This window comes from Mesorhizobium sp. AR07 (assembly GCF_024746815.1).
Lineage (GTDB): Bacteria > Pseudomonadota > Alphaproteobacteria > Rhizobiales > Rhizobiaceae > Mesorhizobium.
In genome coordinates this window covers 2,673,806-2,698,170 of the sequence record NZ_CP080525.1, presented here as the reverse complement: position 1 = coordinate 2,698,170, position 24,365 = coordinate 2,673,806, and the positions used below count along the sequence as shown (strand labels likewise).

Annotated in this window: 23 protein-coding genes; 11 read left to right on the top strand and 12 right to left on the bottom strand. The window is 62.6% G+C overall.

From position 1 onward, the window contains the following. Positions 1-60: 60 nt before the first annotated feature. The 3 genes from ychF to BPNPMPFG_RS13840 all read right to left on the bottom strand — a co-directional run bounded on the left by ychF (position 61) and on the right by BPNPMPFG_RS13840 (position 2,651). Positions 61-1,164 carry a redox-regulated ATPase YchF gene (gene ychF / locus BPNPMPFG_RS13850; RefSeq protein WP_258595973.1) on the bottom strand — a complete coding sequence of 368 codons (1,104 nt, stop codon included), beginning with the start codon at positions 1,162-1,164 and terminating at the stop codon, positions 61-63. A gap of 95 nt (positions 1,165-1,259) precedes the next feature. Next, positions 1,260-1,985, bottom strand: coding sequence for an aminoacyl-tRNA hydrolase (gene pth, locus BPNPMPFG_RS13845; RefSeq protein ID WP_258595972.1), 726 nt, complete (start codon positions 1,983-1,985; stop codon positions 1,260-1,262). 24 nt (positions 1,986-2,009) lie between these two features. After that, complete coding sequence (locus tag BPNPMPFG_RS13840) at positions 2,010-2,651, bottom strand: 50S ribosomal protein L25/general stress protein Ctc (protein WP_258595971.1); 642 nt, start codon at positions 2,649-2,651, stop codon at positions 2,010-2,012. A gap of 320 nt (positions 2,652-2,971) precedes the next feature. Here BPNPMPFG_RS13840 and BPNPMPFG_RS13835 point away from each other — a divergent pair, with 320 nt between their 5' ends. From BPNPMPFG_RS13835 to BPNPMPFG_RS13805, 7 genes are all read left to right on the top strand, one after another. Further along, complete coding sequence (locus BPNPMPFG_RS13835) at positions 2,972-4,012, top strand: class I SAM-dependent methyltransferase (protein WP_413776850.1); 1,041 nt, start codon at positions 2,972-2,974, stop codon at positions 4,010-4,012. 301 nt (positions 4,013-4,313) lie between these two features. Beyond that, positions 4,314-6,302 (top strand): putative bifunctional diguanylate cyclase/phosphodiesterase, encoded by a 1,989-nt coding sequence (locus BPNPMPFG_RS13830; protein WP_258595968.1) that lies wholly within the window; start codon positions 4,314-4,316, stop codon positions 6,300-6,302. Between the two features lie 216 nt (positions 6,303-6,518). Further along, the gene (locus tag BPNPMPFG_RS13825) at positions 6,519-7,526 is read left to right on the top strand and encodes a LacI family DNA-binding transcriptional regulator (RefSeq protein ID WP_258596741.1); all 1,008 of its coding nucleotides are present in this window, start codon (positions 6,519-6,521) and stop codon (positions 7,524-7,526) included. 75 nt (positions 7,527-7,601) lie between these two features. Then, positions 7,602-8,393 (top strand): 3-methyl-2-oxobutanoate hydroxymethyltransferase, encoded by a 792-nt coding sequence (locus tag BPNPMPFG_RS13820; RefSeq protein WP_258595967.1) that lies wholly within the window; start codon positions 7,602-7,604, stop codon positions 8,391-8,393. A gap of 8 nt (positions 8,394-8,401) precedes the next feature. Continuing rightward, the gene (locus BPNPMPFG_RS13815; protein ID WP_258595966.1) at positions 8,402-9,412 is read left to right on the top strand and encodes a sterol desaturase family protein; all 1,011 of its coding nucleotides are present in this window, start codon (positions 8,402-8,404) and stop codon (positions 9,410-9,412) included. A gap of 87 nt (positions 9,413-9,499) precedes the next feature. Next, entirely contained in the window at positions 9,500-10,441 is a 942-nt protein-coding gene (locus tag BPNPMPFG_RS13810) for a substrate-binding domain-containing protein (protein WP_258595965.1), read from the top strand. Positions 10,442-10,511: 70 nt separating this feature from the next. Further along, entirely contained in the window at positions 10,512-10,829 is a 318-nt protein-coding gene (locus tag BPNPMPFG_RS13805; protein WP_258595964.1) for a MocE family 2Fe-2S type ferredoxin, read from the top strand. Between the two features lie 75 nt (positions 10,830-10,904). On the opposite strand, the gene BPNPMPFG_RS13800 is transcribed toward BPNPMPFG_RS13805, so the two are convergent. Then, positions 10,905-12,041: a helix-turn-helix transcriptional regulator gene (locus BPNPMPFG_RS13800; RefSeq protein ID WP_258595963.1), complete on the bottom strand. Its 1,137-nt coding sequence runs from the start codon at positions 12,039-12,041 to the stop codon at positions 10,905-10,907. Positions 12,042-12,340: 299 nt separating this feature from the next. Here BPNPMPFG_RS13800 and BPNPMPFG_RS13795 point away from each other — a divergent pair, with 299 nt between their 5' ends. Further along, positions 12,341-13,723 carry an FAD-binding oxidoreductase gene (locus BPNPMPFG_RS13795; RefSeq protein WP_258595962.1) on the top strand — a complete coding sequence of 461 codons (1,383 nt, stop codon included), beginning with the start codon at positions 12,341-12,343 and terminating at the stop codon, positions 13,721-13,723. Positions 13,724-13,876: 153 nt separating this feature from the next. Here BPNPMPFG_RS13795 and BPNPMPFG_RS13790 read toward each other — a convergent pair whose 3' ends face one another. Continuing rightward, a complete protein-coding gene (locus tag BPNPMPFG_RS13790; protein WP_258595961.1) occupies positions 13,877-14,305 on the bottom strand; it encodes a MarR family winged helix-turn-helix transcriptional regulator in 429 nt (142 codons plus the stop codon). Between the two features lie 151 nt (positions 14,306-14,456). Between BPNPMPFG_RS13790 and BPNPMPFG_RS13785 the strand changes: the two genes are divergently transcribed. Next, positions 14,457-15,314 carry an alpha/beta fold hydrolase gene (locus tag BPNPMPFG_RS13785; protein ID WP_258595960.1) on the top strand — a complete coding sequence of 286 codons (858 nt, stop codon included), beginning with the start codon at positions 14,457-14,459 and terminating at the stop codon, positions 15,312-15,314. Between the two features lie 175 nt (positions 15,315-15,489). Here BPNPMPFG_RS13785 and BPNPMPFG_RS13780 read toward each other — a convergent pair whose 3' ends face one another. Further along, positions 15,490-16,740 (bottom strand): MFS transporter, encoded by a 1,251-nt coding sequence (locus BPNPMPFG_RS13780; RefSeq protein WP_258595959.1) that lies wholly within the window; start codon positions 16,738-16,740, stop codon positions 15,490-15,492. 149 nt (positions 16,741-16,889) lie between these two features. On the opposite strand from BPNPMPFG_RS13780, the gene BPNPMPFG_RS13775 reads away from it, so the two are divergent. Beyond that, entirely contained in the window at positions 16,890-17,774 is an 885-nt protein-coding gene (locus BPNPMPFG_RS13775; RefSeq protein ID WP_258595957.1) for an AraC family transcriptional regulator, read from the top strand. Between the two features lie 94 nt (positions 17,775-17,868). Here the strand turns inward: BPNPMPFG_RS13775 and BPNPMPFG_RS13770 are convergent, their stop codons facing one another. The 6 genes from BPNPMPFG_RS13770 to lgt all read right to left on the bottom strand — a co-directional run bounded on the left by BPNPMPFG_RS13770 (position 17,869) and on the right by lgt (position 23,632). After that, positions 17,869-18,804: a ribose-phosphate pyrophosphokinase gene (locus tag BPNPMPFG_RS13770; RefSeq protein ID WP_019860650.1), complete on the bottom strand. Its 936-nt coding sequence runs from the start codon at positions 18,802-18,804 to the stop codon at positions 17,869-17,871. Between the two features lie 155 nt (positions 18,805-18,959). Then, on the bottom strand, positions 18,960-19,571 hold the full coding sequence (locus BPNPMPFG_RS13765; RefSeq protein WP_258595956.1) for a hypothetical protein: 612 nt from the start codon (positions 19,569-19,571) through the stop codon (positions 18,960-18,962). A 43-nt stretch (positions 19,572-19,614) separates the two neighbouring features. Beyond that, a complete protein-coding gene (locus tag BPNPMPFG_RS13760) occupies positions 19,615-20,766 on the bottom strand; it encodes a M24 family metallopeptidase (RefSeq protein WP_258595955.1) in 1,152 nt (383 codons plus the stop codon). Next, positions 20,766-21,560 (bottom strand): peptidoglycan editing factor PgeF, encoded by a 795-nt coding sequence (gene pgeF, locus BPNPMPFG_RS13755; RefSeq protein ID WP_258595954.1) that lies wholly within the window; start codon positions 21,558-21,560, stop codon positions 20,766-20,768. The genes BPNPMPFG_RS13760 and pgeF overlap by 1 nt, the downstream gene beginning before the upstream one ends. A gap of 132 nt (positions 21,561-21,692) precedes the next feature. Further along, positions 21,693-22,781, bottom strand: coding sequence for a class I SAM-dependent methyltransferase (locus BPNPMPFG_RS13750; protein WP_258595952.1), 1,089 nt, complete (start codon positions 22,779-22,781; stop codon positions 21,693-21,695). Beyond that, complete coding sequence (gene lgt, locus BPNPMPFG_RS13745) at positions 22,778-23,632, bottom strand: prolipoprotein diacylglyceryl transferase (RefSeq protein WP_258595950.1); 855 nt, start codon at positions 23,630-23,632, stop codon at positions 22,778-22,780. Before lgt ends, BPNPMPFG_RS13750 begins: the two co-directional genes overlap by 4 nt. Before the next feature lie 166 nt (positions 23,633-23,798). Here lgt and BPNPMPFG_RS13740 point away from each other — a divergent pair, with 166 nt between their 5' ends. Continuing rightward, the gene (locus BPNPMPFG_RS13740; RefSeq protein ID WP_258595948.1) at positions 23,799-24,101 is read left to right on the top strand and encodes an accessory factor UbiK family protein; all 303 of its coding nucleotides are present in this window, start codon (positions 23,799-23,801) and stop codon (positions 24,099-24,101) included. Positions 24,102-24,365: the final 264 nt, after the last annotated feature.

Genomic DNA, 24,365 nt, shown 5'->3' with positions numbered 1-24,365 from the left:
ATCGAGCCTTAGTACAACTCCTTGATGGGGAGCGGCACAATCGTCTCGCCGTCGGGCAGATCAAGTGTTGAACTTGAACAGCAGGACGTCGCCGTCCTGGACGACATACTCCTTGCCTTCGTCGCGGGCCTTGCCGGCCTCCTTGGCCGCCACTTCGCCGCCCAGCGTGATGAAGTCGTTGTAGGCGATGGTCTGGGCGCGGATGAAGCCGCGCTCGAAGTCGGTGTGGATGACACCGGCCGCCTGCGGCGCCTTGGCGCCCTTGTGCACGGTCCAGGCCCGCGTCTCCTTCGGCCCGGCGGTGAAATAGGTGATCAGCTGCAACAGCTCGTAGCCGGCGCGGATGACCTTGTTGAGGCCGGGTTCGTCGAGGCCGAGCGAGGACAGGAACTCCATCTCCTCCTCGTCCGAGAGCTGGGCGACCTCGGCTTCGATTGCCGCCGAGATCACCACGGTGCTGGCGCCTTGCGCGGTCGCCATCTTTTCCACGGCCCTGGTGTGCTCGTTGCCGGTGGCGGCGTCGGCCTCGGCGACGTTGCAGACATAGAGCACGGGGTGCGAGGTCAGAAGGTTCAATCCCTGCAGGATGCGCAGGTCTTCCGCCGAAATGCCCTTGAGCAGGATGCGGGTCGGCTTGCCGGCTTGCAGCAGCTCGAGCGCGGCCTCCATCAGCGGCAGCACTGCCGTCGCTTCCTTGTCCTTGCTACCGGCGCGCTTGCGGATCTGCACGATGCGGCGCTCCAGGCTGTCGAGGTCGGCGAGCATCAGTTCGGTCTCGACGGTCTCGGCGTCGGCGACGGGATCGATGCGGCCCTCGACATGGGTAATGTCGTCATCCTCGAAGCAGCGCAGCACATGCACGATGGCGTCGACCTCGCGGATGTTGGCGAGGAACTGGTTGCCCAGCCCTTCGCCCTTCGAGGCGCCGCGCACCAGGCCGGCAATGTCGACGAAGGAGATGCGGGTCGGAATGATCTCCTTCGACTTGGCGATCGCCGCGATCTTCTGCAGGCGCGGATCGGGCACCGCCACCTCGCCGGTGTTCGGTTCGATGGTGCAGAACGGATAGTTGGCGGCCTGCGCCGCCGCCGTCCTGGTCAACGCGTTGAAGAGCGTCGACTTGCCGACGTTGGGCAAGCCAACGATGCCGCATTTGAAACCCATTGTGTCCGGTCCTATCGGGAAATCGAAATTTGATCAGGGCTATGGGCGATAGGGATGATCAACGTCAAGCCCTGTAACGCCGCACGTTCCTGCGTTCAGTCCTTGTTGCCGAAGAGTTTCTTCAGCATCGCGGCCATCGGGCCGCTTTCGGGCAGCTTGACCGCCGGCTGCTGCGGGCGCGCCTGGCGGACGTGACTTTGCTGCTTTGGCGCCGGCTGCTTCGGCGCCGGCTTTTCCGGCTCCGCGCCGGACTTGCCCTGGACGGCGAGGCTGGCCTTGTTCATGAAGCCGGAGTCGTCGCCCTTGACGATCATGGCGGCGTTGTCGGCGATCGCGTCGAGCAGCGGTTCGAGCCATTCGCGGTCGGCCTTGTCGAAATCGCCCAGCACATGATGCTGGACCATTTCCTTGACGCCGGGATGGCCGACGCCGATGCGCACGCGGCGATAGGCGTTGCCGACATGGCCGTCGATCGAGCGGATGCCGTTATGGCCGCCGGCGCCGCCGCCGGTCTTGATGCGCAGCTTGCCCTCGGCAAGGTCGATCTCGTCGTAGAAGACGGTGAGCGCGGAAAGCTCGAGCTTGTAGAAGCGCAGCGCTTCGCCGACCGACTGGCCGGACAGGTTCATGAAGGTCTGCGGCTTGATCAGGACGATCTTTTCGCCGCCAAGCGTGCCTTCGGAAATCAGGCCCTGGAACTTCTTCGACCAGGGCGAAAAGGAATGGCGGCGGGCGATTGCGTCCGCCGCCATGAAACCGACATTGTGCCTGTTACCAGCGTATTTCGCGCCCGGATTGCCGAGACCTGCAAACAGCAGCATCGCCTGCTCCGGGCGTGAAAGAGTTTACTTCTCTTCGGCGACAGGCGCCGCTTCAGGGGTCGCCACTTCAGCCGTGACTTCCGTCTCCGGCTTCATCGCCGACGAGCCGGCAACGGTCGCGATGGTGAAGTCGCGATCGGAGATGACAGGCTTCACACCGGCCGGCAGCTTGACCGCCGAGATGTGAATCGAATCGCCGATGTCGGCGCCGGTGAGATCGACGGTGATGAATTCCGGGATCGCATTTGCCGGGCAGTGGAACTCGACTTCGTGACGCACGATGTTGAGCACGCCGCCGCGCTTGATGCCGGGCGACTTGTCCTCGTTGATGAAGTGGACAGGCACGTCGACATTGACCTGGGTGTCCTTGCCGATGCGCAGGAAGTCGACATGGACAGGGAAATCCTTGACCGGGTCGAGCTGGAAGTCCTTCGGCAGGACCTGGATCTTCTTGCCGTCGACATCGATCGTGGCGATCGTGGTCAGAAACCCGCCGCCATGGATCTTGTAGAAGATGTCCTTGTAGGTGAGCGAGATAGCCAGGGGAGGCTGCTTGTCACCATAAATTACTGCAGGCACTTTACCGTTGCGGCGAACTGCACGGGCGGACCCCTTACCGACCTGTTCGCGTGCTTCGGCCTTGAGCTCGTAAGTGTCGTGGCTCATGGCATTTCCTTTCGGTTTGTTCTGGAGCGTTCGCGGCCGGCAACGTGCTTGGCCGTAAACGTCGAAAGCCGCCGGGTGAGGCGGCCTTCCGCCGCGTTGCCTCCAAGGGTGTCTACGCGGGTGGCGGCTCTATAGCGGAAGGCGGCCGGGGGTGCAAGCCAAAGGCTATGGGGAGTATTGCACCTGAAATTTCGGCCTCATGTCATTTCAGGGCATTTCGAATGCCGGATCGAGGCCAATTAGTTAAACCTTAATTAAAATGTTTGGTATCATTTAGGTGTCTGTAGTCGGTGCCGGTGGACCAAAAAAGGGGATGCTGCATGGCGCGAAACGTGGACGCGAAGCTCGACGAGCACAGCCTGATAACGTCGAAACTGGTCGAGAGGCATCGCGGGGCATCGCCCGATATTGTCGATGCGGGCGAACTGAAAGAGCGATCCGCGGAACTCGCACTTGTGCTTGATCTTGCTTATCAGGCGTTCGGGAGGGGGGGGCCGGCTGGATTGACAGTCGACCGTTTGGCGGGCCGGCTCCACGAGCTTCGCAGGCATTCCGCTACCGCGATCTGGCAGCAACTCATTCCCTTGGCCCAGCAGCACCGCGTTGCAGAGTATCTGATGCAGGATCCGTTCACGCGCTGGTCGTTCGAAAAGCCGCGAGGGTATTCGGGCGACGCAAGCCTGCTGGACATTTACTATAAGCACCCCAGCGCAGACCAGGAGGTGGCTTCTTCGACCCCGCTTGGCCGGGAGATTTACGCCTACACCAGCGAGGCAGCGAGTTCCGCGGCTGGACGCGAGCGTCGCGACATCCTCGCCAGAACGGTGGACGAAACGGCCCGCCGGGTCGAGAATGCCGAAGTGCTTGCGATTGCCTGCGGCCATCTTCGCGAAGCGGAACTCTCCGAGGCGCTCGCCGGGGGCAAATTGAAGCGCTGGATCGGACTGGACCAGGACCCGATCAGCGTAGCCATCGTCAATCGCGATCTGGCCGGTACCGCGGTCGAGGCGGTGGATGGCTCCGTGCGCGGCATTCTTCGCCGCGCCTACAAACTCGGCACGTTTGATCTCGTCTATGCGTCGGGTCTCTACGATTACCTGCCGGCGGCCATTGGCATCCGCCTGTTTCAGCGCGCCATGGAAATGGTCAAGCCTGGTGGCGAATTCCTTTTTGCCAATTTCAGCGATGAGATCACGACGGACGGTTATATGGAAACCTTCATGGATTGGCCGTTGATCCTGCGTTCGGCTGACGATATGTGGGACATCATCAAAGGCGCGGTCGACATGAACCATGTCGAAGCTGAAGTCTTCTATGGATCGAACCGAAACATCGTTTACGGCAAAGTCCGGAAAGTGTGACCCCTTTGGGATTCGGAATTCGGTGCCTGCTTAGCGGTGGGTCGACGAGGATGTTGTTTGTCGAAGCTCACAGCCGTCATTAGGCCGTGACTTCCGGTGTGAAAGTCGGGCAACGGTCGTCATTAAACAGTCAATCATAATTTAGGAAAATTGTATGTATCGTGCGAAACATTCCGTAAGCGCGATACACTATGGTGCTGATCTTGGGAGGCTTGGCGCGGCCGCGATGCGGAAATTGGGGCCTTCGATTGAGGACTGGGCGGTGAATTCCTGTTTGGCCGGGCGAAACTAGGATCGGTACATGACCCAAACGTTGGCCGATGTGGTTGAGGACGACGTCCTTCAGCAACGGCAAGAGACCCCATCGGGAGTGCGTAAGCTCTACCGACAGGAAGGTGAGCATGCCCGCAGAAAGGCTGCGCGGCAAGGGCTTTGGCTCGCGGTCGCGGTCTATCTGCAATTCTCCGTCATCGACATACTGCTGATTCCGGACGTTGCGGCTTACACGATCGCCGCGCGCTTCGCGGTCAGCGTGACGGCGCTTGCCATCGTCGAAATACAGTCTCGCATGAATTTCAGGACGGAGTCGATTGAGCTTGCCTGCGCGGGGGCCCTGGTCTCGGGCTATGTAGGCTGGCTGATTCCGGCAATCACGACGGAATATGCCCAGAATTTCTCCTATTTCATGATTTTTGGTTCCATCTTCATGATGGGTGCCAACCTGTTCTTCCGGTTCCAGTTTCTCCTTTCGATTGTGTCGTCCGGCATAGTCCTGGTGGCCTTCTTCGTTGCTCTTTATTTGTTTCCAGCGACCGGTTCCTATCAGATCGCAATGGGCACGTTTTACCTTTCGTGTTTCACGTTTACCTCCTACGTAAACTGGAAACTAAACGAAGAGCGCTACAACGTCTTCCTGAACGCACTGGAAGCCAAAATTCAGCACAACGAGGCGACCGAACGCGGCAAGGCCCTGCTGCGACTGTCGCGGACCGATCCGCTTACAGGCCTGGAGAATCGGCGGGCGATCGACGAGAAACTGCGGGATTACTGGAGCGACTGGCAAAGGGTTGGCACCAGTTTTGGGGCGATCCTCATCGACGTGGACTTCTTCAAGAAATTCAATGACTGCTACGGCCATCAAGAAGGCGACCGTTGCCTGATCCATGTCGCCAATGCCCTCAGCGATCTGATCAAGCAATATGGTGGCTCGATTGGGCGCTACGGCGGTGAAGAGTTCATTGTCCTGGCCCGCATGGAGAAAAAAGAGCAGATCATGGAAATCGCGGAAGCGATTTGCGGTACGGTGGAGAACCTGGCGCTTATCCACGAGCTGCGGCGAGACGGTGTCTCGATTGTGACCGTGAGCGTTGGCGCTGCATTCACCAGGACGCAGACTGGTGCCAAGCTGGAGAAGATCATCCACGAGGCCGATCGCGCGCTCTATCTGGCAAAAGCCGGTGGTCGAAATTGCGCTCGGCTGTTCGATCCGACCGATCCCCAGAGCAGCGACGAGAGTGAGAACATCGCGGCTTTGCTGAAGATCGCGATCGGCCAGAATCTCGTTTCACTCGTCTATCAACCTATCCAGGATGTCGCGTCGGACCGAGTTGAAGCCGTGGAGGCTCTGATGCGCCTCAAAATGCTGGACGGCACATCGGTTCCGCCGAGCCTGTTCATTCCCGTCGCGGAACGAACTGGAGCGATCCTGGAACTCGGGCGCTGGGCAATAAGGACAGTGTGCGCGGAGCTCCTAGTGGACGATCACGTCCGCGTCGTCAGTGTCAACGTCTCGCCAATTCAGCTCAAGACACCTGGCTTTGCAACTTCTGTCGCGACCATTTTGGGCGAGACCGGCGTCGCCGGCAACAGACTGGCCTTCGAGATCACCGAAGGACTGGAAATGGAGATGCACTCGGACATTCTTCGCTGCATCAGCGACCTGAAGCTGCTCGGGATCAAGATATGGCTTGATGACTTTGGCACGGGCTTCGCGGGCCTTTCGTGGCTTCGCCTGATCGATTTCGATACGGTGAAGATCGACCGTTCGTTTCTGCACGACTGCGGCACCCCGAGCGGCAAGGCAATGCTCCAAGACATCATTACCCTGGTCCGAAATCGCGGCCACAAAATCCTGGTCGAAGGGGTGGAAACCGACGAGCAGATGGCCCTTATGCGCGAATTCGGCATAGACAAGGTCCAAGGCTATCATGTCGGCCGTCCCGCTCCGGCCGCAAGCTTCCAGGCAAAGCGGATCCGCAAGCGCTCATTCGCTGTCCTAAAGTCCGCGTGATAGCGGGGCGGGCGGTCGCGCCGTGATTTCATCTGATCACCGCGCCGCTGCCAGCTTTGCGGCATCCACCTTGCAAAGGCCGGATACGGCTGGCCCAACTCTTCGTTTCGACGCAATTCCCTGAGGGAAAGCGCTACGCGCTTTTCCCGGGAAAACCGCTACACACTTTTCCTGGAATTGCTCTAGGTTTCGGCGTCGTGACCGCGGGGAACCAAGATTCCGAAGCCCACCTTCCTTGAGATCGCCCGCCGTGCCGGGGTCGGAACGGCGACGGTCGAGCGCGTGCTGAACGGCAGGGGCGGGGTCAGGCCCGAAACCGTCGAGAAGGTTGTCGCCGCCGCCCGCTCGCTCGACTATCCGCGCCGCCTGCCGGAGGCGCACCGCGGCGTGATCAGGATCGAGGTCATCCTGGTTCGTCCGGATGCGACCTTCTTTGCCCGCCTGTCGCGTGCCTTCGAGCGCATCGCCGCCACACTGGATCGGACGATCGCCGTGCATCGGACCTTTCTCGACGAGGCGGATCCCGCCGCCATCGCGCGGCGGGTCCTCGATCCCGAGATGCGCCGGGCGGCATTGATCCTGGCGGTCCCGGACCATCCGCTCGTCGGAGCGGCGCTCAGGCAGCTGGAAGCGCAAAACGTCCCAACGGTGCAGATCGTCACGCAGATTTCCGCCACCTCCGGACCCTATGTCGGCATCGACAATTACGCAGCCGGACGCATGGCCGGCCTCATGCTGTCGCGCATGCAAAGGCGGCCGGGGAAGGTGGTCGCCATCTGCCACAGCCAGATCTACCGCGTGCACCGCGACCGCGTGCGCGGCTTCTTCGATTATCTGATGGACACCGGCGCCGGCGACTTCGAACCGGTCGCAGCGCTGTTCGGCCATGACGAAGGCGACCGCAATGCCGGGCAACTCGTCGAGGCGCTGGGGCGGTGGCCGGACCTTGCAGGCCTCTACAATGCCGGCGGCGCCAACGCCGCGCTGAACGATGTGCTGAGACGCCATCCACATGGGGCAGAGATATTCTTCGTCGGCCACGAGCTTACCGAGCGCAGTGCCACCGCCCTTCGCCAGGGAACGATGGATGTCGTGCTCGACCAGGCACCGGAGGCGCAGGCGAGGCGCGCCATGGATCTGGTGCTGGCGACGCTTGGCCTGCACGACCTGCCGGTCGACAATCCGCCGATCCGCTTCGTCACCTTCACCGCCGAGAATCTTTGATCTGATTTGATCAAGGAACAAGCGGCCTTGCGCCGGCCGCGATGGTATCCCCTCTCGCAAACGGGAGGGTGACAGGTGACCAGACGGCTGACGGCCTACGATCTCAGGAGCGCCAAGGGCAGCCGCAAATGGCTGCAGTTGCATGTCGACACGCCAGCCGAGGCGGCAGCGGCGGTTGCCTGCGACATCGTCATCCTGTCCTGCGAGCCCGACCACAATCTCGAAGTCATCCGTCAGGCTGCGCCCCTCGCCTTCCTGTCGGTCGGCATGCCGCATGGCGCCGTCGCCTCGCCCGATGAGGCAGTGCGGCTCGGTTTTTCGATGATGCAGCGCGGCGCCGACGCGGTTTATTGCTCGCATTCGCCGCGCTTCATCGAGGCGATGGCAGCCGAGGGCATTCCTGTCACCGGTCATGTCGGCCTGGTGCCGAACCGCGCCACCTGGACGAATTTTCGTGCGATCGGCAAGACCGCCGAAGAGGCATTGAAGGTGCTGCGTGCGGCAAAAGACCTGGAGAATGCCGGGGCTGCCTGTATCGAGGTCGAGGTGGTGCCGGTCAGGCTTGCCGAGCACATCACCCGCTCGACGCCGCTGATCACCATGGGCATGGGCTGCGGCTCGGCCTGCGACACGCAGTATCTGTTTTCCAGCGACGTGCTCGGCACCCATACCGGTCACTACCCGCGTCATGCCAGGCGCTATGCCGATTTCGTCACGCTGGAGGCCGAACTGCAGGAGAAGCGCATCTCCGCCTTCCGGGCCTTCGGCCGCGACGTTGCCGAGGGCAACTATCCCGAAGCCAGGCACCAGGTGGCCATGGACGATGTCGCCTTTGACCGCTTCCTGACCCTCTCCCAGGCCTTGTGAGATTAGAAATGGATGACCTGAAATACGGCACGCGCAACAAGCGAGGCGACTGGGCTCCAAGCGAGCCGGCAGGCACAGCACCGCTCTTCGTCTTTCCGCCGCGGCCGCTGGCGCTGCTGAAATGGCTGCCGCATTATTTCCTGCCCTACAATTTGCTGTTCGCGCTTTTGGCAGTGGCCTGGTGGCATTTCGTCCTGCCCGATGTCGTGGCGATGAAGACGCTCGCCTGGGGTTGGATCCTAAAACTGTTCGTCGTCAACTGTGCCGCGCTGCTTGTGTTCTTCGGTGCCTTCGAGCTCAGACTCTACATTTTGAGAGCCCAGGGCAACCGCTTCAAATACAACGGCAAATGGCCCTCCGAGCAGAAGAGCAAGACCTTCTTCTTCGAAAGCCAGAACATCGACAACATGCTGCGTACTTTCGGAACCGGCATGCCGATCTGGACGGCGATCGAGGTCGCCATCCTTTACGCCTACGCCAATGGCTACGTACCGTGGCTGAGCTTTGCCGAGCACCCGGTCTATCTCTTTGTCCTGGCGCTCCTCGCACCGGTCATCCACGAAACCCACTTCTTCCTGCTGCACCGGGCGATCCATTGGCCGCCGCTCTACAAATGGGTGCATTCGGTCCACCACAATTCGGTGAACCCGTCGCCCTGGTCATCGCTGGCGATGCATCCCGTGGAGCAGTTCTCCTATCTCGGCGTGGCACTCTGGCACCTGGTCATTCCGTCAAATCCGATCCTGGCGCTCTATCAGCTTCACCTTGCCGGCTTCGGCGCCATCCCGGGCCATGTCGGCTTCGACAAGATCGAGGTCGGCGACAATACCGCCGTCGATAGTCACGCCCATATCCACTACCTCCATCACAAATATTTCGAGGTGAACTACGGCGACGGCCTCATCCCGTTCGACAAGTGGTTCGGCACTTTCCACGACGGCAGCAAGGAAGGCGAGGCCCGCATGCAGGCCCGCTACGAGAAGAAGAAGGCGCGCGCCAACGCCGACGCGGCCAAGTAACCGCGCCTGCCGATCCGTCAAGCATCCCGAAAGGGCCGGCATTCAAAAAAGGAGTGAGCCGGCACTCCATCCAGAGGGAGGAAATCCATGAAGAAGCTTCTGCTTTCGACGGCGCTCGCCGCGACGATGTCGAGCAGCGCGTTTGCCGCCAAGATCGGTGTCAGCATCGTCAACTTCGACAACAATTTCCAGACGCTGCTGATGCACGGCATGCAGGACCGCGCCAAGGAAAAGGGCGCCGGCATCCAGGTCGAGGATGCGCAGAACGACGTCGCCAAGCAACTCGACCAGGTGAAGAATTTCATCGCCAGCGGCGTCGACGCCATCGTCGTCACCCTGGTCGATACCAATGCGTCCAGGACGCTTAGCGACGAAGCCGCGAAAGCCGGCATTCCGCTGGTGTTCGTCAATCTCGAACCCAACGACATGCATAACCTGCCGGACAAACAGGTCTATGTCGGCTCGAACGAGGCCGGGTCTGGAACCCTCGAGGCCTTTGAAGTGTGCAAGCTGCTGCGTGCCAAGGGCAAGTCGGCGGGCGCCAAGGCCTATATCGTCATGGGCAGCCTGGTTCATCAGGCGGCGCTGCAGCGGACCAAGGACGTCGAGCAGATCTTCGGCACCGACATGTGCAACTTCATCAAGATCGTCGACAAGCAGTCGTCCGAATGGTCGCGCGACAACGCGCAGAACCTGATGACCAACTGGCTGACGGCAGGGCCGGCGCCGGACGCGGTCATCGCCAACAACGACGAATCCGCCATCGGCGTCATCCTGTCGCTCAAGGCAAACGGTATCGACATGAAGAACGTCGTCGTCGGCGGTGTCGATGCCACCCAGGATGGCCTGCAGTCGATGAAGGCGGGCGACCTTGCGGTGACGGTGTTCCAGAACGCCAAGGCGCAAGGTGGTGGCGGCGTCGACGCAGCACTGGCGCTGGCCAAGGGCGAGAAGGTCGACCGCGTCGTCTACGTTCCGTTCGAGCTGGTCACGCCGGCGAACATGGATGCCTACCTCAACAAGAACTAGTCCCAGGGCTGAGGCCTCCGAGGCGGCTGTCATGGCCGTCCCGGATGCCTTGCCGGAATTGAGGAGAAAAATGTCCAGCTGGATCAGGGCCAGCAGCCTCGACGACATCGAACAGGAAGGCGCCCGCCGTTTCGATCATGAAGGCCGAACCTACGCGGTCTTTCGCTCGCCCGACGACGAGGTGTTCTGCACCGACGGCCTGTGCACGCACGAAGCCGTCCATCTCGCCGAAGGGCTGGTCATGGACTACGAGATCGAATGCCCCAAACACGCCGGCGCCTTCGACTATCGTACCGGCGTGGCAAAGCGATTGCCGCCTTGCATCAATCTCACGACCTATCCGGCAAAGGTAGAATCGGGCTCGGTGCTGATCGCCATTAGCCCGTGAAAGGGCCGAGCGGGCAGGCCTCGGCTGGCTATTGGTCGCCACTCAACGCATCGCGCAGCGCCTCAACCCGCCGATTCAGGGCCTCCCCGAATAGCTCGCTACCAGCTTCACCAGATCCGCCTGCCGTTTCGTCGCGGTCTTCTCGTAGATCCGATGCAGATGGCTCTTGACGGTCTGGTCCGAGATGCCGAGCACCGGGGCGACTTCGGGCACGCCACCAATCTCAATGATGGCGAACAGGACCCGGAGCTCCGCGGGCGTCAGATTGAACTGGCTGGCCACCGCCTCCGGCGGTGACGGCAAGTCCAAAGCGGCCTTGCGAATGAACACCGCCGCCGTCGCCGAATAGGAAACGCCCGCTTTCCGACGTTTCCCGGAGGTCAACGGCAGCACGTGCGCGACATAGCGTTCACCACTGCGCGCCGTCAGCGGCAGGGCGATGCCACTCTTTCCGACAGCCACATCCCCAGACCGAGCTGCCATGAACACATCGAGCAACTTGCGACTGCCCTGGAGATCAAATGCCGCTATCCGCCCGTTCGTGGCACGCAGTACGTCGGCTTCGGCGATCAGACGATGCGCGCTGGCATTGGCGTGGATGATACGGCCAGTCGAGTCCACGATGAACATGCCGGAAGCGAGTTCGTCGAGACTGTCGGCGAGCGTCGCTGCCTCGACGCGATGGAGATCGATCACCTTGCCGATGAGCATGGAGCGCCTGACGTGTGGCGTGATCAGCTCAAAGCGCTGGCGCATGCGGTCATCCACTTCCCCCTGCGCCGTGTGGCGCATGGCGGTAAACAGTGCGCAGCTTGTCGCGCCCTTCTCCAGGTTTGAGAACAGGCCGTCCGTCAAGCTCTGCGGAGCGAGCCATTCGCGAAAGAAGCGCGTCCGAACAAATTCCTCGCACGAAATCACGTCGGGTACAGCAACCGATCGCTCCACGTCGAAAAAAATGACGCCGGGAAAGATCGGGTTCATCTTGCCATACGTTTCCAGATAGGTCTTGAAATAGTGAGGCGCGCTGGACGGGTCCCCCCACCAGAACAGTGCATCCGTGGCCCTGCTGATCGAGTCTTGCGAATGCAGGCTTCCGGAAGCGGCGCCGATATACCCGCAGACGCTTTCGATCGCGTTCTGCCACAGTGCCGGGTCGAGCGACGCGTCGTAAACGTCACCGATGACCTGCGAAAGCTCTTCTGCTTCACGCATGGTGGCAGCTCCAACGTCCACCTTACCCTCCTTCCAGAACGATTGCACGCGCGGTTGGGTGCCCAAGGTTCGTCATGGACAATCACAGGCTGCAGGGGCTTGCGCGGACGGGCGTGGCAAGGTGCGGCCCTGATATCCATCGATCGGGCGATGCGGCAACCTTTGCCGTCAGGCAGATTGTGCCCCTCTGGTCAGGCGCGCAGCGCCAGCGATGTGCATGTCCTGGTTCCGCACGACAGCGGAACGGGAGTAAGCGCCCGACATCTTGAATCCAGTCGTCCATAGATCAGGAGGAGACCATGAAAGACGAGTCCAACGCCAAATTGCGAGCCAACCTGCGGGGTACGCTGGTTGAGCGCGACGATGCCGGTTACGACGACGCGCGCAAGCTCTATAACGGGATGATCGACAAGCGACCGTTGCTGATCGCCCGCTGTGTCGACGTCGCCGACGTGATCACAGCGGTGAATTTCGGCCGTGAGAACAATTTGCTGGTCGCGGTACGCGGCGGCGGCCACAACGGACCGGGACTAGGGAGTTGCGACGACGGTCTGGTGATCGACCTGTCGGCGATGAACGGCGTGCGCGTCGATACGGATGCCCGCACGGCACGGGTCGGCGCGGGCTGCACCCAAGGCGATGTCGACCACGCCACCCATGCCTTTGGGTTGGCCGTGCCAGCCGGCATCATCTCGACCACCGGTGTCGCCGGACTGACGCTGAGTGGCGGCCACGGTTATCTGACGCGCAAATACGGCCTGACCATCGACAATCTGATCGAGGCCGATGTCGTGCTTGCCGACGGAAGCTTCGTCACCGCCAGCAAGGACCGGAATCCCAACCTGTTCTGGGCGCTTCGCGGCGGTGGCGGCAATTTCGGCGTCGTCACCAGTTTTGTGTTCCAGCTTCACCCGGTCAGCATGGTCTTTGCGGGGCCGATCGCATGGGATCAGCAGCACGCCCGCACCATCATGCAGCGTTATCGCGAGTTCCTGCCGGGTGCGCCCGAGGAACTCGGGATATTCCTCGGGCTCAAGACGATCCTTTCGAGCGCGCCGTTCCCGGAAGAGTTTTGGGGAAAGCGGATGTGTCTCTTGATGTGTTGCTACAGTGGCCTGGAGGAAAAGGGCAGAGAGGCGCTGGCTCCGCTGATCGATGCGCTCCCCGCACCCTTGTTCAACTGGATGGGAACGATGCCTTATCCCGCCGTGCAGAGCATGTTCGACGGGCTCTACCCAAAGGGGATGCAGTGGTATTGGCGTGGTGATTTCGTCAAGACACTGTCTGACGCGGCGATTGACGCCCACCTCGAGCAGGCGGCGAAGACGCCGAGCGAGCTATCGCTCATGCACCTCTATCCGATCGATGGCGCCGTCCATCGCGTCGGCAAAGGAGACACAGCCTGGAATTGCCGCGATGCGACGTGGTCGATGGTCATCGCGGGGATCGATCCGAATCCGCAGAAGGCGGGGCCGGTGACGCGCTGGACCAAGGCCTATTGGGAGGCGGTGCATCCGTTCGATCTGGGTGGCGCCTACCCGAACTTCATGATGGATGACGAAGGGGATGCAAGACTCAAGGCCGCCTATGGCGACAACTACGCGCGCCTCGCTACGCTGAAGAAGACATACGACCCGACCAACCTTTTTCGGGTGAACCAGAACATCCGGCCGGCTGCCTGACGGGCGGCCGCTCGCCAGGCCGGTATGTGCTGTGTCGTACCGGCTGGGGCCAACGAGGTCCCGGCCGGGACGATGAAGAAGACGGGTCGGCACGCTTGCATCGAGTCGGGCGCGCCCGGCAAACGGCAGGGAGGCAGGTCGCAAGAGTTTGGGCTACTGATCGCCGCTCAACGCATCACGCAGCGCCTGGATTTGCCGGTTCAGGGCATCAAGCTGTGTCAGTGTCATGCCCGAGCGCTCGATCAAGGTCTCGTTCAGACAGTTGCACTGGACCAACAGCGCGCGCCCGGTCGCGGTCAGATCGACCTGGACCTGGCGCTCGTCGGTCTGGCTGCGCTGGCGGGTCACCAGCCCGGCCTGTTCCAATCGCTTCACCAGCGGGGTGATGGTGCTCGATTCCAAGGCGAGCCGGTGCGCGATGGTGCCGACCGACATGCCGTCGGCCTCTCCCAGCGCGTTGAGCACGAGATACTGCGGGTAGGTGATCCCCATCTCGTCCAGCATCGGCTTGTAGGTGCGGTTGATCGCCATGCTCGTGGCGTAGAGCGTGAAACAGAGCTGATTGTCCAACGGGAGAGGCACGGCCGATTCCTTTTTGCCGACAGGGCACGAACTCCATACCACGAGAAATGATATCGCGATACATATTATCGTGGACAAGAGCCGTGCGTCGCGCTAGGCATACAGTTATCGCGATATTGTTTATCGCGACAACAATCGAAGGGAGATTGAGATGACCTCGCAGACCAAGTCCGGCTCCGGCAGCGGCACGATCACCACCAAGGACGGAACGCAGATCTACTACAAGGACTGGGGAACCGGTCAGCCAATCGTCTTCCATCACGGCTGGCCATTGAGCAGCGACGACTGGGACGCCCAGATGCTGTTCTTCCTGGCACAAGGCTACCGCGTCATTGCCCATGATCGTCGCGGCCATGGCCGCTCGACCCAGACCGATATCGGCAATGAGATGGACACCTACGCCGCCGATGTCGCGGCGCTTGCGGCGCATCTGGACCTCAAGGACGCCATCCATGTCGGTCATTCGACCGGCGGCGGCGAGGTGGCGCGCTATGTCGCCCGGTATGGCTCAGGCGGCCGCGTCGCCAAGGCGGTGCTGATTGGAGCGGTGCCGCCGATCATGCTCAAGACACCGGCCAATCCCGGCGGCCTGCCGATCGAGGTCTTCGACGGCTTCCGCTCGGCGCAGGCAGCCAACCGTGCCCAGTTCTTCCGCGACGTTCCGGCCGGTCCGTTCTACGGGTTCAATCGTCCTGGCGCGGCAGTCTCGCAAGGCGTGATCGACAATTGGTGGCGCCAGGGCATGATGGGCGGCACCAAGGCGCATTATGATTGTATCAAGGCCTTCTCGGAAACCGATTTTACCGAGGACCTGAAGACAATCGACGTGCCGGTGCTGGTCATGCATGGCGACGACGACCAGATCGTCCCCATCGCCGACTCCGCCCTGCTGACGATCAAGTTGCTCAAGAAGGGCGAGCTCAAGGTCTACAAGGGCTACCCGCACGGCATGGCCACGACCCATGCCGACATCATCAACACCGACCTGCTGGCCTTCTTCAAGGCCTAAAGCGCGTCGCGTTTGAGCGGATTCAGGCGACGCGCTTTAGGTCTTTGTTTTGATGCATGTCGTCGCCCCAAAACCGGGGCCACTTTTGGGCGACATGCACTAGGCTTTTCCGGTTGGGAGATCAGGCACCCGCCAGTTGGCGGGTGCCTTTGTCATGTCGAAGCCTAAATCCGGCTCAGCCGATCGCCGGGCCGGCTTCGAGCTTTCTCGCTTCCTTCATGTTTGGCAGGAACACCGTCAGCAGGCCAAGCAGCGGCAGATACGAGCAGATCTGGAAGACGAACTCGATGCCCTTCATGTCGGCGACGACGCCGAGCACCGCGGCGGCGATGCCGCCCATGCCGAAGGCGAAGCCGAAGAAGATGCCGGCAATCATGCCGACGCGCCCCGGCACCAGCTCCTGCGCGAAGACGACGATGTTGGAGAAGGCCGACGACAGGATCAGGCCGATCAGCACCGTCAGCACCATGGTCCATTCGAGGTTGGCGTAGGGCAGGGCGAGCGTGAAGGGCAGCACGCCGACGATCGAGAACCAGATCATCGCCTTTTGCCCATAGCGGTCGCCGAACGGGCCGCCGAGCAGGATGCCAAGCGCCGAAGCGCCGAGGAACAGGAACAGCATGATCTGCGACATCTGCACCGAAACGCCGAACTTATGGATGGAATAGAAGGTGTAGTAGCTGGCGAGGCTGGCGATGTAGGCGTTCTTGGTCAGCACCAGCAGTGTCAGCACCGTCAATGCCCACATCACCTTGCGGCGCGGGAAGGGCGAGACGAAGCTTGCCGCCTTGCGGTTGCCCTGTGCGGCGCGCAGGCGGCTGTACCAGCCACCGACCTGCCACAAAACGATGATGCCGATCAGCGAGCCGATGGCGAACCACGAGATGCTGGTCTGGCCAAAGGGCACAACGATGAACGCCGCCAGCAACGGCCCCATCGACTGGCCGAAATTGCCACCGACCTGGAACAGCGACTGCGCCAGCCCGAAGCGGCCGCCGGAGGCGAAGCGGGCGATGCGCGAGGATTCCGGATGGAAGATCGCGGAGCCGATGCCGATCAGCGAGGCGCCGATCAGCAACAGCGAATAATGCCCGGCATAGGCCAGCACGACCAGGCCGATCAGCGACGACGCCATGCCGTAGGGCAGCGAATAGGGCATCGGCCGCTTGTCGGTGATCATGCCGATCACCGGCTGCAGCAGCGACGCGGTCACCTGGAAGGTGAAGGTCAGGAGGCCGATCTGCCAGAAATCGAGACCGTAATTCTCTTTCAGCAGGGGATAGATGGCCGATAGCAGCGACTGCATGATGTCGTTGATGCAGTGGCAGAAGCTCACCGCCAGGATGACGGTGAAGGCTGTCGCCTGGGCTGAAGCGTGACTGACGGTCGCTGGTGGCGCGACACTGGCGGCTGTCGTATCGATCAAGATAGGCTCCGTGGTCTTTTTGGCGGGCACGCCCGCGGGTAGCGCGGCGGTCGCTCCTGCGGTCGCCTTAGGACGGTGCCTTATAAGCTGCTTGCCGGGCGACTTCTTTCGTGGTTTGGTCCAATAGTTTCGCAAGTGGGCCATAGCCGATGCCGCACGGCAGGGAAATCTTTCACGCCGGCAATGCCGATCTCCGTCAATTGCACGAACGGCGCTGGCAGTGGCTGGAGCAAGCGGTCGGGCCGGCGGTGGCGCTGCCGACGGAATATCCCGACGGCTACCACGTGCCGCAACACCGCCACAGCCGCAGCCAGCTGCTGCATGCGCGGGTCGGTGTCGTGCTGGTGACGACACGGCATGGGCGCTGGATGGTGCCGCCCGATCACGCGATGTGGATTCCGGCCGGCACCGAGCATTCCGTCGAGATGCTGGGCGATGTCTCGATGCGTTCGGTCTATGTCATGCCGCGGGCGATTCCGGGGCTGCCGGAAGAACTGCGTGTCGTAGGTGTCACCGAGCTGATGCACAGCCTGATCGTCGAATCGGAGAAGCTGCCGCAAGGCGGCGTGCTGGAAGGGCGTGGCGGGCTGATCATGAATCTCCTGCTGCATGAAATCCCGACCCTGCCGGAGCGGCCGCTCGGCCTGCCGTTCCCGTCCGATCCCAAATTGGCGGCGCTCTGCCGGCGCTTCGTGGCTGCACCTTCGCCGCATGCGACGATCGACGAATGGGCCGATGCCGCCGGCATGAGCCGCCGCTCCTTCACCCGCGCCTTCCAACGCCAGACCGGCCTGTCGCTGTCGACATGGCGTCAGCAGGCCTGCCTGTTCGCGGCGCTGCCCAGGCTGGCCGATGGCGAGCCGATCACGCGGGTGGCGCTCGATCTCGGCTATGACAGCGTGCCGGCCTTCATCACCATGTTCAAGCGCATGCTGGGCGCGTCGCCGCGCGGCTATATGCGCGGCGCACGCGACAGCGGCGAAGGCGCCCGTCGGCTAAGCGGTCCGGCGCGGCTGCAGAGCCCGGCGCCGTAGCGCACAGCAGCCGGGGTTGATTGCCGACCTCGATCGTCCCTGCTCTTTCGAAGGTTGAAGCGCGTCGCCTGAATCCGTTCAAACGCGACGTGCTTTAGTCGAATAGGCTCGACACCGATTCCTCGGTCGCCGTGCGCGAGATGGCTTCGCCCATCAGGTCGGCGATCGAGATGACGCGGATGTTGGGCGCGTCAAGCACGCCTTGCGTCGGCTGGATGGAATCGGTGATCACCAGCTCCTGCAGCTTCGAGCCGCTGATACGGGCGACGGCGCCGCCCGACAGCACGCCGTGGGTGATATAGGCGGTGACGCTGGTGGCGCCGTTGGCCAGCAGCGCATCGGCGGCATTGCAGAGCGTGCCGCCCGAATCGACGATGTCGTCGATCAGCAGGCAATCCTTGCCGGCGACGGCGCCGATGATGTTCATCACTTCCGATTCGCCGGGACGCTCGCGGCGCTTGTCGACGATGGCCAGTTGCGCATCGAAGCGCTTGGCCAGCGCGCGGGCGCGCACCACGCCGCCGATATCGGGCGACACCACGACGACATTGCCAAGCTGCTTATATTTCGCCTTCACATCGCGGGCCATCACCGGCACCGAGAACAGATTGTCGGTCGGAATGTCGAAAAAGCCCTGGATCTGGCCGGCATGCAGGTCGAGCGTCAAAACGCGATCGACGCCGGCGCGGGTGATCATGTTGGCGACCAGCTTGGCCGAGATCGGCGTGCGGCCGGAGGCGCGGCGGTCCTGCCTGGCGTAGCCGAAATAGGGAATGACAGCGGTGATGCGCTTGGCGGACGAGCGCATGAAGGCATCGATCATGATGAGCAGTTCCATCAGGTGATCGTTGGTCGGGAACGAGGTCGACTGCAGGATGAAGACATCCTCGCCGCGCACGTTTTCTTGGATTTCGACGAAGATTTCCTGATCGGCGAAGCGCCTGACACTGGCCTTGCCCAGCGGGATGTTGAGATAGCGGGCGACCGCTTCGGCCAGCACCCTGTTGGAATTGCCCGCGAAGAGTTTCATGCACCGTTCCTGGTGGAGGATCGCGAGACCTGACGGACTCGCCTGCGCCCTTTAACCGGGCTTTTAGCGGCCCGTGCCGGTATTGCAAGCGCCGAGATCGGGAATCCGCCGGCTAATCTCAAGAAAGCCAGGCGCCATCGCCGGCCGGCAACACTCTAGCTTGCCTTGCCGCCAAGAAACGCCGCGAACTGGTCGATGGTCTGGTCGGCGATCGCCTGCATGGTGGCCGGCGCTACCGCTTTCCAGCTGTCGCCGCCCCCGCCGGAATTGACCGAAGGCGCCTTCATCTGGCCGTTGATGCGGTGCAGGCGGTTGCCGGCCGGGTCGTAGACGTCCCAGACATAGATGACGGTGGTGTCCTTGCCTTCCGAAATCGCCGAGAAATAACCCTTGAGGACGTGGGTCGCGGCCTGGTCGGCGCTGCCGGCGAGCGTGATGCCGCGCTGCCTGGCGCGCGCCTGCAGTTCCGCCGTCAGCGGCGTCGCGGCTTCCACCGAAGCGCCGACGATCGGCGCGATCTGCAGGCGGGTCTTCGACAGGATGGCAGCGCTTTGGGCTGAGGCGACCGGCGTGGTGGTGGTTGCGGGAGCACCCATCGTGGTGGTGGCAGGCGACGGTCCGGTGACGGCGGCGCTGCCCTGGGTGGCTGGCGTCGAGGTCGCTGGCGGGGTGATCGCCGAAGGTTCGAGCACGTCCTTTGCGTTGGTGCAGGCGGCAAGAGCCAATGCCACAAGCAATGACACGGTCGTCACATGCGATCGTCTCATTTGCCTTCTAACTCCTTGGCGAACAACGCCTCCCATTATGGATTCACTGTACGATCAAGTCGAGATCATGGCGTGACAGCGGCTTCGGCTGGGATTCGGTGGTCAGGTAGGTGCGGCCAAGCGTCATCGCCGTCTCGGTGTCGGAATCCATGATGATCATATGGGCGAACAGCGTCATGTTCGGCGCGATGGGTTCGGGGTTACCCTGATAGAACATCGGCATGTCCATCCAGGACGGCGTGAAGCGGGCGCCGACCGAGTAGCCGCACGCGTTCAGCCGGTGCTTGGTCAGGCCGTGCGTCTCCATGGTGCGGGCGTGGGCGTCGAACACGTCGCCGAAGCTGTTGCCCGGCGTCATTGCCTTCTCGACGGCCAGAAGCGCTGCGCGGGCGGCGTCGAACAGCTCCTGATGGCGCTTCGAGACCTTGCCGGTAAGCACCGTGCGCATCATCGGCGCATGGTAGTGGTTGAAGACGCCGGCCCATTCGAGCGTCAACTGGTCGTTCTTGGTGAGCTTGCGGCGCCCGGACTTGTAGCGGCACAGCAGCGCGTCGATGCCGGAGCCGATGATGAACTCGTTGGCCGGATAGTCGCCGCCGCCGGCAAAGATCGCGCCCTGCATGGCGGCCAGGATCAGGGCTTCGTCGCCGCCCTGCTTGATCAGCGGCAGCGCCGCGTCCAGCGCGTCGTCGGAGAGATTGGCGGCCTTCTCGGCCTTGGCGATTTCAGCCGGGCTCTTGAACAGGCGCAGCCGGCTGACAATGCCGGACGCGTCGGCGATCTGGCCAAAAGTCTGCAATTGCTCGTCCAGGCGGCGGCCGTTGAAGGCAGTCAGGCCGTGGGTGTCGTACTCGACACCGATGCGGGCGCCGAGCAGGTCGAGCTCGTTGAGCAGATTGCGCAGGTCGACCGCCGGATTGGCGCCGTTGCGGTCGGTCCACAGCACGATGTTGTCTATGATCGAGGTCTGGCGCGCCTGGCGCAGGTCGGCCGAGCGGGTCAAAAGCACCATCGAACCGTCGGCCTTCACCACCAGGCACTGGAAGAAGCAGAAGCCGAACGTGTCGTAGCCGGCCAGCCAGTACATGCTTTCCTGCGCGAACAGCAGGATGGCATCGAGCTTCTTCTCGGCCATCTCGATCATCAGCCGGTCGCGCCTCGCGTCGAATTCCGAGCGTTCAAAATGCAGCGCCATTATTGTCTCTCCAAAACGATTGCCGAAACCTGCCGGCCGTAATCGGGTTCCTTGCGGTGCGTGGTGCGCCGGTAGGAGTAAAACAGATCTTCCTCGGCATAGGTGCAGCGGCCGAGGCCCTCGGCCGTTACGCCGGCCTTGGCCAGCCGGTCGACCGTGTAGCGGTTGAGGTCGAACATGGCGTGGCCGGCGTTGGCGGAGGGCGCGAAATAGAGGATGTTTTCAGCGTCGGCCTCGACGAAGCGGGCGACGAACTCCGGTCCGACCTCGTAGTTTTCCGGTCCGATCGAGGGGCCGAGCACGGCAACGATGCGATCGCGCCGGGCGCCGAGGCCTTCCATGGCGAGGATGGTGTTTTCGAGCACCCCGCTGAAAGCGCCTTTCCAGCCGGCATGCGCGGCGCCGATGATGCGCGCCTGCGCATCGGCGAACAGCACCGGCCCGCAATCGGCGGTCGAGGCGCCGATGGCGATGCCCGGCCGGTCGGTGACGATGGCGTCGGCCTTGGGGCGCTCGCCGGCAAAGGGCTCGCTCACGATGATGACGTCGGGCGAATGGATCTGCCAGGCGGTCAACAGATGGCTTGCAGGCACACCCATCCAGGCGGCGACACGGCTGCGGTTCTCGGCGACCAGCGCCTGGTCGTCATTCGATCCGGTGCCGATGTTGAGGCCCTGGTAGATGCCGCTGGAGACACCGCCGACGCGGGTGAAATAGCCGTGGCGGATGCCTTGTGCCTGCGCCTTGTCCAGCAGAGGCGACCGAACGGGATCCGGTTTGGTCTGATTCAGCATGTGGGCGTTGTTGTCCGTGTGAGCGGTTTCGTCAAGAAAAAGTGCTTCGTCGAAAAGAAGGCGGGGCAAAGCGCGGCCGGCGGTTCGGCCGCACTTGCCGGACGGGAGATTGGGAGGGGCAGCAGTGAAAAGTCAATCCGCCATGGCAAAGGGCCGAACGGTCACGCCGCGCGGCAGGACGGCAAGCACCTTGAACAGCTCGCCCATCGCGTGCGGGCCGGCGAGACGCTCGACATCGTCGGCGATCTTGTCGCGCGCCGTCTGGTCGGCATCGGCGCCGAGCCGGCCGGCGCGCTCGAGAATGCCCATGCCGAGCAGGAAGTCGCCCTGCGTCGACAGATGGGCGTCGAGGCCATGCGCACGCACGATTGCCGCAAGAGCAGCGAAATCGACATGGGTCGTGAGATCGGCCTTGCCGGGATTGGCCAGCACATCTTCGTGACCATGCTTGCGCAAGGCCTGCAGCGTGTCGCCGACACCGGGCTGAAGGTGGCCATAATCGAGGAACAGGCCAGCGCCGCCGTGCTTGGACATTCGCTCAGCGATGGCCGCCATGAGGGCTGCGCGGGCGGGCGCCACCTCGACAATCTCGCCCTGCGGCGCGTCAGCGGCGTCGGCGGGCAGCAGCGTCGGGTCGACCGAGCCGGCGCCGGCGAAGAAACGCAGCGCGTTGGTCTCGTCGAGGCCGACCATGCGCTCGCGCCAGCCGGCGCCGGCGCGGACGAACTGGCGGATCGGCACGGCGTCGAACACTTCGTTGCCGACGATGAAGAGCGGCTGTTGCGGCAGCGTGTCGATGGTTTCGTGCCAGCCGATCGCGAAAGGTGTCGCGCCAAGCGTCCGTTTCTGGACCTCGGTCAGGCGCGGGCTGGTCTCGACCATGGCGAAGGCAGCACCATTGGCCAGATCGGGATCAAGCCGCGACAGCGTGCGCAGCATGTCCTTCATCAGCGTGCCGCGGCCAGGACCGATCTCGGCGATGCTGACCGGCTTCGGCCGGCCGCTCGCCAGCCAGGCCTGATAGAGCCAGACAGCGACGAGTTCGCCGAACATCTGGCTGATTTCCGGCGCGGTGATGAAGTCGCCGGCCGCACCAAAGGGTTCGCGCGTCGTGTAGTAGCCGTCCTCGGGGTCGAACAGGCACAGCGCCATGTATTCGTTGACGGGAAGCGGTCCCAACGCCTCGATCAGGTCGGCGATGCGAGCCTTCAGCCGCGTCATGCCGGCCGCGGCTGTGGCACCGGCTTGGCCGTCGCCATCGCCCAGATACCGGCCAGCACCATCGGCGACGACAGGATCATACCCATGGTCAGCCAGTTGGTGCCAAGGAGATAGCCGAGCTGCTGGTCGGGCTCGCGGAAGAACTCGACGAAGATGCGCGACAGGCCATAGCCGCAGATGAAGGCGCCGCCGACGAAGCGCGGCGTCTTCAGCTTAAGGCGCGAATGGGTGAGGATGCGCAGGACGAGGAACAGTACAACGCCTTCGAGCAGAGCCTCGTAGAGCTGGCTTGGATGGCGGGCAAATGGCCCGCCATTGGGGAATTCGATCGCCCATGGCACGTCGGTGGGGCGCCCCCAGAGCTCGGAATTGATGAAGTTGGCGACGCGCACCAGGCCGAGACCGACCGGCACGCCGGCCGCCACGACATCGAACAGCGACCAGGTGCGGATGCCGCGTTTGATGGAAAACAGCGTCATGGCGAGGATGACGCCGAGCAGACCACCATGGAACGACATGCCGCCTTGCCAGACCGCGAAGATATCGAGCGGGTGGGCGATGTAGCGCGGCAGATCGTAGAACAGCACATAGCCGGTGCGGCCGCCGAGCACGACGCCGATGGCGGCCCAGACGATGAAGTCGTCGAGGTCCTCCGGCTTCATCGGCAGGACGCCGTTCGGCCACAGCTTCGCATTGGCGGCGAGCCGCTTGGCGTACCACCAGGCGAACAGGATGCCGACGATATAGCCGACACCGTACCAGTGCACCGCCAGCGGCCCGATCTGGATGAGGATCGGGTTGATGTTGGGAAAGGGCAGGGAGGCCAGCGGCAGCAGGAAATAGTCGTTCAATGGGGAACTCTCGGTTGCGATCGCGTTTGGGCGCGGACCATGCGGCAGGGTTTTGGCGGGGTCAAGGCAAGGTGGGCGCTTCCGACTTGATGGCGCGGCAGGGCGCAACATGCTTGCATTCCAAGTGCCGCGCCACTAACTCAATTACAGCAAGCGAGGATTTGCCATGTCGACCGGACCGAACCGCATTCTCGATGAATTCGCCAAGCTGATGACCGATGCCGCCGGGGCCGCGCAGGGCGTGCGCCGCGAGGTTGAGACCGCCTTCAAGGGGCAGGCCGAGCGCATTCTCAACACCATGGACGTGGTGCAGCGCGAAGAGTTCGAGGCGGCGCGCGAGATGGCCGCCAAGGCTCGGGAAGAAAACACCCGCCTTGCCGAGCGTATCGAGGCGCTCGAGGCGAAACTTGCCGAATTGACCGGACAAGCCGCACCGGCTGCGACGGCGAAGCCCCGCGCAAAAAAATAATCATTAAACTTTTCCACATAGCCCGATCCTGAAAAGCGCTTTGCCGTGAATCGCTTAACGGCATTGCATGAATCTTTGTGACAGCGGCTTTCCACATGCGAATGACGCAGTGCGAAAAATTGGGCTGTTCACGCGACTCCCGATCAATAGACTGAATTTGTTGCATGATTCGGAGCAGGGTCATGCGGCCGGGCGGTGGGGTCCGGTCCGGGGTCTTTGTGTCGAGAAATCCTGGCCGTCCGAGTTCTAGACAAGATTGTTCGT